9 protein-coding genes and 1 riboswitch are annotated in these 7,818 nt (G+C 53.7%); of the genes, 8 read left to right on the forward strand and 1 reads right to left on the reverse strand.

Translation table 11 applies throughout. From position 1 onward, the window contains the following. Positions 1-171, forward strand: a riboswitch (cobalamin riboswitch). This riboswitch is flagged as partial in the annotation. 107 nt (positions 172-278) lie between these two features. Beyond that, on the forward strand, positions 279-560 hold the full coding sequence (locus tag ABJQ89_RS16555) for a hypothetical protein (RefSeq protein ID WP_348497262.1): 282 nt from the start codon (positions 279-281) through the stop codon (positions 558-560). Between the two features lie 53 nt (positions 561-613). Here ABJQ89_RS16555 and ABJQ89_RS16560 read toward each other — a convergent pair whose 3' ends face one another. After that, on the reverse strand, positions 614-1,672 hold the full coding sequence (locus ABJQ89_RS16560) for a LacI family DNA-binding transcriptional regulator (RefSeq protein WP_348497263.1): 1,059 nt from the start codon (positions 1,670-1,672) through the stop codon (positions 614-616). Between the two features lie 197 nt (positions 1,673-1,869). Here ABJQ89_RS16560 and ABJQ89_RS16565 point away from each other — a divergent pair, with 197 nt between their 5' ends. From ABJQ89_RS16565 to ABJQ89_RS16595, 7 genes are all read left to right on the forward strand, one after another. Then, positions 1,870-3,192: an extracellular solute-binding protein gene (locus tag ABJQ89_RS16565; RefSeq protein ID WP_348497264.1), complete on the forward strand. Its 1,323-nt coding sequence runs from the start codon at positions 1,870-1,872 to the stop codon at positions 3,190-3,192. Between the two features lie 127 nt (positions 3,193-3,319). Beyond that, entirely contained in the window at positions 3,320-4,267 is a 948-nt protein-coding gene (locus ABJQ89_RS16570) for a sugar ABC transporter permease (RefSeq protein ID WP_348497265.1), read from the forward strand. After that, on the forward strand, positions 4,264-5,202 hold the full coding sequence (locus tag ABJQ89_RS16575) for a carbohydrate ABC transporter permease (protein WP_348497266.1): 939 nt from the start codon (positions 4,264-4,266) through the stop codon (positions 5,200-5,202). The genes ABJQ89_RS16570 and ABJQ89_RS16575 overlap by 4 nt, the downstream gene beginning before the upstream one ends. Next, the gene (locus ABJQ89_RS16580; protein WP_348497267.1) at positions 5,199-5,387 is read left to right on the forward strand and encodes a hypothetical protein; all 189 of its coding nucleotides are present in this window, start codon (positions 5,199-5,201) and stop codon (positions 5,385-5,387) included. Before ABJQ89_RS16575 ends, ABJQ89_RS16580 begins: the two co-directional genes overlap by 4 nt. Before the next feature lie 4 nt (positions 5,388-5,391). Next, the gene (locus ABJQ89_RS16585; RefSeq protein ID WP_348497268.1) at positions 5,392-6,489 is read left to right on the forward strand and encodes an ABC transporter ATP-binding protein; all 1,098 of its coding nucleotides are present in this window, start codon (positions 5,392-5,394) and stop codon (positions 6,487-6,489) included. Continuing rightward, complete coding sequence (locus ABJQ89_RS16590) at positions 6,482-7,477, forward strand: ABC transporter ATP-binding protein (RefSeq protein ID WP_348497269.1); 996 nt, start codon at positions 6,482-6,484, stop codon at positions 7,475-7,477. The genes ABJQ89_RS16585 and ABJQ89_RS16590 overlap by 8 nt, the downstream gene beginning before the upstream one ends. A gap of 13 nt (positions 7,478-7,490) precedes the next feature. Continuing rightward, positions 7,491-7,818: dihydroxyacetone kinase subunit DhaK (locus tag ABJQ89_RS16595; RefSeq protein ID WP_348497270.1), on the forward strand; the 328-nt coding region annotated here is incomplete at its 3' end.

Raw genomic sequence — 7,818 nt, forward strand, 5'->3', positions numbered from 1 at the left:
GGAGAATTGGGAAGCTGGTGAAAACCCAGCGCTGCCCCCGCAACGGTGTGGGCGAGAGATCAAGCAAGGCCACTGAAGCAAAATCTGTTTTGGGAAGGCGCTAGATCGCGGTTGTTGAGAAACGATCACTCGCTCCGAGCCCGGAAACCAGCCTTAATGACGACCGAAACCGCGGGTGGCGGAGCAGGGAGATTTGCGCCTGCTGCCGTTGGCCCGCGTCTCTTTTGCTTCTTTCGCCTGCACAACTGATGCGCCACGGGGTGTGGGGAAGGAATACGATGACAGTGCTGCGAATTTATCAGGCTTTAGAAGAATTTGAGGGCGATGAGGACGCGCGCCAGAACGCTGCAAAAGCGGGGATTTTGGAGTGGGCGATGAGCCTGCCGACCCCCAGCAGCCCTGCGCGCGAGGCCAAGCAAGCGTTACTGCATCTGGAGGCCATGCCAAATGCCGCAAGCGCGGCTGGTCTGTTTGTCGGATATTTACGTGAAGCCAGCCATGTTTTGCCTGCCCCAGTTCGCCGCGGCGGCGCCCGTGCACGTCGGTGTGTGTTGCACTAATTCACAGACGTTTGGTGGAGAGCTGTCTCATGGGCGGCTCGTTAGTAAGGCCGTTACAGGTTGGTGCGCAGGATAACTTCAACGCGAATGCGTTCCTGCGATCCTTTCGCTTGGCGTCCGTCTACCGTCGCTTTGAGTTTACGCACAGCGCTGCGGACCAAATGCCCGGGGTCTTGCGCGATGATAGCATCCAGATGTCCAGCGTTGAGCGCGGATTCCGTAAATGGGGTCCGTTCGTGGGCAATCTTCACAAGATCAGACGTGCCAGCCAACTCGTTCACCACCGTAAGCGGGGGGCGGGCCTCTGACGACATCACGTAAACGCCGATCAGGTCCGCATTATTTCGAACCGTATTTTCGATAATTTCCTGCGCGCGCTCAACGTTTCCGTAGGTTTCTAGCGACGGAAGCGCTTGTAGATTTGGGAAATTCTTGTTGATTTCCGCATCAAACCCCAGTCGTCGCTCTAAACTGTCTCGCGACTGCGTACTTTCGGCGATGATCATAATCGATCCGCTGTTGGCATTGCTAAACCGCCCAATCAGGTTTGCCGCCGTGGCGCCCGCAGAATGGTTGTTCATGCCGACCCAGTGATCCTTGCTCGTCGTTTGATCCGATATGAAGGGCAGGGTGGCGACGCCCTTTTCTTCAAGACGATAGATCGCATCGCGCACCTGTGGAGATTCGGGCGCCATGATCGCGACGCCGCTCGTCACGGTTGGATCAAGCGTAGCGAGGAATGCAGTAATGCTATGGGGGTCGTTTTCATCGATCCGATGCACATCGCACCATACCAAATCCTCCGCAAAGGTTGATCCGGCTTCTTCAATATGTCGGTTGATTTCTTCCAAAAACTGATCACCCGAGCGGGGCAGGGCAAAGACAAAGCGGTATTTACGCGATTTGGCGAGATTGGCGGCCTGAATATTGCGAACAAAGCCGAGCTTTTTGATCGCTTCATTCACGCGATCCACGGTTTTTTGCTTCACGCCATCCCGGCCATTCAGCACACGGTCGACCGTTGCTCGACTGACGCCAGCTTCCTTCGCGAGATCTTTTGTGGTGGGTCGAAGCATAATCGGTTCGAGTGTCTTTGTCTCAGTTTTGTTCATCTTATCAAACATTTGCTTGGTCGCAATAGAGGCGGCGACCTTAAAATATTCCCTGTTGTTTTGAGTGCTGTAGCATTTTTTGAGGCACGTGTCTCAAAAAAATGTTGCAATGATGCACGTGCCTCAATTAGGACTGTGGTGCGCTGAGTCGTGGCGAGGGGACACAGCGGGAAATCCAAATGGGAGGAAAATTCCGGATGAATACGAAGATGATGACGTCTGTCGCGGTTGGCGCGATCGTGGCGACGAGCTTTTCAACTGCGGCTGTTGCAGAAGATTTGACCCTCTGCTGGGCTGCTTGGGACCCTGCGAACGCTCTGATTGAATTGAGCAAAGACTTTGAGGAAAACTCCGGGCACAACATGAGCTTTGAGTTTGTGCCTTGGCCCAGCTTTGCGGACCGTATGCTGAATGAATTGAATTCAGGCGGTCAACTTTGCGATCTAATGATCGGTGACAGCCAATGGATCGGCGGCGGCGCTGAGAATGGCCACTACGTCAAACTAAACGACTTCTTTGATGCCAATAGCATCTCAATGGACGATTTTATTCCTGCGACTGTGACGGGATATTCAGAGTGGCCCAAGAATACGCCGAACTACTATGCGCTTCCCGCGTTTGGTGATGTTGTCGGTTGGTCTTACCGCAAAGATTGGTTTGAACGTCCTGAGCTACAATCCGAGTTCATGGAAAAGCATGGCTACAAGCTCGATGCGCCAAAGACACTCGAACAGCTGAAGGACATCGCCGCCTTTTTCCAAGGTCGCGATATCGACGGAACTACCGTTTACGGTGCTTCGCTCTACACAGAGCGCGGCTCTGAAGGCATCACAATGGGCATCACTAACGCCCTGTACAACTACGGTTTCCTCTATGAGAACCCTGACAAACCCTACGATCTTGAGGGCTTTGTAAACTCTGCGGGCGCCGTCGAAGGCGTTGAGTTCTACAAAGAGCTTTATGAAGTTGGCACACCTCCGGGATCGTCCAACTGGTATATGGGCGAAAACATTGATGCCTACCGCTCTGGTCAGGTTGCGATGTCTATGGGCTTTGCCTTTGTTTGGCCAGGCGTCGAAGCCGATGAAACCGTCGGTGGCGGTAAATCGGGTTACTTCCCGAACCCAGCAGGTCCAGCGGGTCAGTTTGCGCAGTTGGGCGGGCAGGGCATCTCTGTTGTGTCTTACTCAGAAAAGCAAGACGCGGCACTTGAGTACATCCAGTGGTTCGCACAGCCGGAAATTCAGGCGAAATGGTGGGAACTCGGCGGATATTCAGCGCTCAAAGCTGTTGTTGAAGACCCGGGCTTTGCGGAAAGCCAGCCCTACGCTCAAACCTTCTTGGACTCTATGGCAATCGTGAAAGACTTCTGGGCAGAGCCTGCCTACGCCGATCTTCTGATCGCGATGCAAGAGCGCATGCACAACTACGTCATCGCTGGCGAAGGCACTGCACAAGAAGCGCTTGATGGTCTTGTCCGTGACTGGATCGAAGTCTTCGAAGACGAAGGCAAACTCTAAAATCCTCCCAGTCGGACCGGTTTTCGAAGCGGTCCGTCCTTCCTCCAGCCAATTCGTGTGGCTGGGGGCTTTACGCTCACACTTGTTTTCAGACGGGCGCTTTGACCTGTCTTGAAGGACCTAAAACATGACATCCTCTCCCATTCAGAAGGCGGCGCAACATACGCCTGATGGAGTAGCCAGAAAGATCAGGGGCTTATCAGACCGCGCCATCGCGTGGATATTTGTAGCGCCAACCATCTTTTTGTTACTCGCCGTCAATATCTTTCCGCTGATTTGGACGATCCGGCTAAGTTTTACCAATTTCCGCGTGAACCGTCCGAACAAAGACGTCGAATGGGTAGGCTTGCGCAACTATGAACGCATCCTGAACGATCCTGACGTTTGGAACACGATGCAAGCGACAGCGCATTTCTTGATTTGGACCATCCTGTTGCAAGTTCTCATCGGCTTCACGCTGGCATACCTCATCAACAAGAAATTCAAGGGCAACGACCTTTGGACAACGATCATCGTCTTTCCAATGATGCTCTCGCCCGCAGTCGTCGGCAACTTCTGGACGTTCCTGTATCAGCCGCAAATCGGCTTGTTTAACTATGTCATTACCTTCTTCACAGGCGGCGATCCTGCTGGGTTTTCGATGATTGGCGACGTGCATCTGGCCCCTTGGGCGATCATTATTGCCGACACATGGATGTGGACGCCTTTCGTGATGTTGATCTGTTTGGCGGGGCTGCGCTCCATTCCCGACAGCATCTATGAAGCGGCCGAATGCGACCGTGCGAGCAAATGGCGCCAATTCTGGACGATCACCATTCCGATGGCTCTGCCATTCCTGATGCTGGCAGTCCTGTTCCGCGGGATCGAGAACTTCAAGATGTTCGATCTGGTGGTTCAACTGACGGGCGGCGGACCGGGCAACACCACAACGCTCACTTCCATCGATCTCAAGCGTGAGGCGTTTGAAAAATGGCGCACCGGATATTCCTCTGCCTATGCGGTCATCCTGTTTGTCACCGTGTTCGGCCTTGCGTCGATCTATGTGAAAGCACTCAATAAGGTAAAAGACAGATGAGTTTTTCCGTCACAGAACCCACAAAAGGCACCAAATGGTTCGCAGGAACCGCCGTGGTCCTTTACGCCGTCATCACGCTGATCCCCCTTGTTTGGATTATCGCGACGGGCTTCAAATCGCCTGCAGATTCCATCGCCTATCCGCCAAAAGTGTTCTTTGAACCAACAATGGAAGGCTATGTGAACCTCTTCACAGACCGGACACGGGCAACCGATCAAATGCTTGAGGACGCAGGGCCAGCGACCACATGGTATGACAAAATCGTGCGCGAACGGGGCACGGTCATCTCTGGCCCCTCACGCTATGGCGAACGCTTCTTGAACTCGGTGATTATCGGCTTTGGATCAACAGCGCTTTGCATGATCTTGGGCACAATGGCGGCCTATGCGTTTAGCCGGTTCAAGGTGCCGCTCAAGGACGATTTGTTGTTCTTCATCTTGTCCACTCGGATGATGCCCCCAATTGCTGTCGCGATCCCGATCTTCCTGATGTTCCGCAATCTCGGCCTCAACGACACGCACCTCGGGATGATATTACTCTATACCGCGGTGAACCTGTCCTTGTCCGTGTGGCTCTTGAAAGGGTTCATCGATGAAATCCCGATCGAGTATGAAGAAGCCGCGCTCATCGACGGCTACACTCGGTTCCAAGCCTTCTATAAAGTTGTGCTGCCACAAGCGGCTACAGGCATTGCTTCAACCGCGATCTTCTGTCTGATCTTTGCTTGGAACGAATATGCCTTTGCCGTCTTGTTGACCTCAGGCACAGCCCAAACAGCGCCGCCATTTATACCAAATATCATCGGTGTGAACGGAAAAGACTGGCCTGCTGTGGCCGCGGGCGCAACGGTCTTCCTCGTCCCTGTCATGGTGTTCACGGTGCTTTTGCGCAAACACCTTCTGCGCGGCATTACATTCGGAGCGGTACGCAAATGAGCAACTTTATCAATGGCCTGCTGCGACTGCGTCGCGGTCCATGGGAAATGGTGGCCTCAATCCTGATCGCACTTGGCGTCGTCATGTTGATGCAGCCACTCGCCCTTGGGATCTACACCTACTCCTTCCTTGTCACCCTCATTGGCACGGTGATGTTCATCATCGTCAGCCATTTTCCGGAGTAAGCGCATGGCACAAATACGAATTGAAAACGTGCGTAAGGATTTTGGATCGTTCAACGCTGTGAAGTCTTCGACCTTCACGATTGAAGACGGTGAATTCTTTATGCTCCTCGGCCCCTCGGGCTGCGGCAAGACAACGACCCTGCGCATGATGGCAGGGCTGGAGCTTCCGACCTCGGGTGAGATTTTCATCGACAACGAAGAAGTGGGCATGAAGCCTGCCAGCGAGCGCGATATTGCATTCGTTTTCCAGATGTTCGCTCTGTACCCGCACCTGAACGTTGGCAAAAACATCAGCTACCCGCTGATCAGCCAGGGCATGCCCAAAGCGCAGGTTAAAAAGAAAGTCGGTGAAATTGCTGAGATACTTGGCATCACCGACATTCTAAATCGTCCTGTGGGTGGCCTGTCTGGCGGGGACCGTCAAAGGGTGGCCTTGGGACGCGCGATTGTGCGGGATCCAAAGGCGTTCTTTATGGATGAACCATTGGGCGCGCTGGATGCGGAATTTCGCGAGCACATGTCCGAAGAGCTGCGCGCGCTGCATGACCGTATGAATGCGACCACGGTGTACGTAACGCACGATCAACTGGAAGCCATGCAAATGGGGGATAAGATCGTCGTAATGAACCACGGGGTGGTTGAACAATTTGGCGTCCCACAAGACATCTATGATTGGCCCGCGACAAAGTTCGTGGCGCAATTCATCGGATCACCTTCGATGAACTTTCTCAACTTCCACGGCATGGTCGGAACAGGCGAAACAAAAGTCAAATTCGGCGATGCCACATTCGATATACCGCGCATGCTAGACGGTGCAAATGGCGCGCTGACCTTTGGGGTCAGACCTGAACACATCTCTTTGGATGACAGCGCCAGCTATCGGGGCGAAGTCGTGGCCGTTGAGTATCTGGGAACAACACAGATCATCACGCTTGAGACGGCAAATGGATCTGTGAAGGCGCGCATCGCGTCATCTGATCCTGTCAGATTGGGCCAAAAGACAGGCCTGCGGTTCGATCCCCGAACCGTGTCGATCTTTGATGCAGACAGCGGCAACGCATTGATGAGCGCTGCCAACGAAAGGGTTCTAAATCATGGCTGAAGTTTCACTGTCAGGGATCAGTAAATCCTTTGGAGACGACATCGCTTTGGACAATGTCACGATGACCATTCCAGATGGCTCTTTCGTGGTGTTGTTAGGCCCTACAGGCGCGGGCAAAACAACGACGCTGCGCATGGTGTCGGGTCTGGATAAACCCGACACTGGGGATGTTTTTATTGGCGGTCGCGATATGGCCGGGTTAACGCCTGCGCAACGGGATGTGGCAATGGTGTTCCAACAATATTCGCTCTATCCACATTTGACGGTTCGTCAAAACCTAGAGTTTCCGTTGAAATCACCAATCCTGCAAACACCGCAGAATGAGATCAACAAAAAGGTGGGCGAAGTCGCAGAGGTGCTTCAGATCAGTCACAAGCTGGACAATAAGGCGACGGCGCTTTCGGGCGGCGAAATGCAACGTGTCTCCATTGGCCGCGCGCTCGTGCGCCAACCTTCGCTTTATCTGATGGACGAACCCCTCAGTTCTTTGGACGCAAAACTGCGGTCTGATCTGCGGGTAGAGTTGAAAAGTATCCAAGCCAACTCTGGCGCGACGTTGCTCTACGTGACGCATGACCAAATCGAAGCCATGACAATGGCGACGCATGTCGGCGTTCTGGACAACGGCAAACTGGTTCAATTCGGAACGCCTCGGGAAATCTATGAGAACCCGATCAGCCTCTACGCTGCCAGCCGCCTTGGCCAACCACGCATAAACCTACTGCCCGCAGATGTCTTTGCTGGCGCGCCGAATGGTGCGCAAAGTATCGGTCTGCGCCCCGAACACATCGTTCAGGGAGAGGGCGAGGACAGCATGGTCACCCGTGTTGAACGCTTGGGCGATCAAACGCGTCTGCACTTGGTTTTCAAGGACCATGACATCATCACCGTGACGGATGCACATACGAACCTGAATGGCGGCGACATCGTCAAAATTCGTCCGAACAATCCATATTACTTCGACGCCTCTGGCGCTCGTGTCGCATAAGAGGAAAGAAGCTTTGCAACATTTCATCAATGAAAAAGAAAACATGGTCACCAACGCTATCGACGGCACGATTGCGGCGTCCGGTGGCAAGCTGACGCGCCTTGATGGCTACCCTCATATTCGGGTTGTCGTGCGCTCTGACTGGGACAAATCCAAGGTGGCTTTGGTCTCAGGTGGTGGATCTGGTCACGAACCCGCGCATGCAGGGTTCGTGGGCAAAGGAATGTTGACAGCAGCGGTGTGTGGCGACGTGTTTGCCTCGCCCTCTGTCGATGCAGTGTTGGCCGGTATCCTCGCCGTTACTGGCCCTGCTGGTTGCCTGTTGATTGTCAAAAATTATA

The organism is Planktotalea sp., from assembly GCF_039984035.1.
Taxonomy (GTDB): domain Bacteria; phylum Pseudomonadota; class Alphaproteobacteria; order Rhodobacterales; family Rhodobacteraceae; genus Planktotalea.

Bases quoted from the DNA above. Each gene is read 5' to 3' on its own strand.
- ABJQ89_RS16555 (WP_348497262.1), top strand. From the start codon at position 279: ATGACAGTGCTGCGAATTTATCAGGCTTTAGAAGAATTTGAGGGCGAT.
- ABJQ89_RS16560 (WP_348497263.1), bottom strand. From the start codon at position 1,672: ATGAACAAAACTGAGACAAAGACACTCGAACCGATTATGCTTCGACCC.
- ABJQ89_RS16565 (WP_348497264.1), top strand. From the start codon at position 1,870: ATGAATACGAAGATGATGACGTCTGTCGCGGTTGGCGCGATCGTGGCG.
- ABJQ89_RS16570 (WP_348497265.1), top strand. From the start codon at position 3,320: ATGACATCCTCTCCCATTCAGAAGGCGGCGCAACATACGCCTGATGGA.
- ABJQ89_RS16575 (WP_348497266.1), top strand. From the start codon at position 4,264: ATGAGTTTTTCCGTCACAGAACCCACAAAAGGCACCAAATGGTTCGCA.
- ABJQ89_RS16580 (WP_348497267.1), top strand. From the start codon at position 5,199: ATGAGCAACTTTATCAATGGCCTGCTGCGACTGCGTCGCGGTCCATGG.
- ABJQ89_RS16585 (WP_348497268.1), top strand. From the start codon at position 5,392: ATGGCACAAATACGAATTGAAAACGTGCGTAAGGATTTTGGATCGTTC.
- ABJQ89_RS16590 (WP_348497269.1), top strand. From the start codon at position 6,482: ATGGCTGAAGTTTCACTGTCAGGGATCAGTAAATCCTTTGGAGACGAC.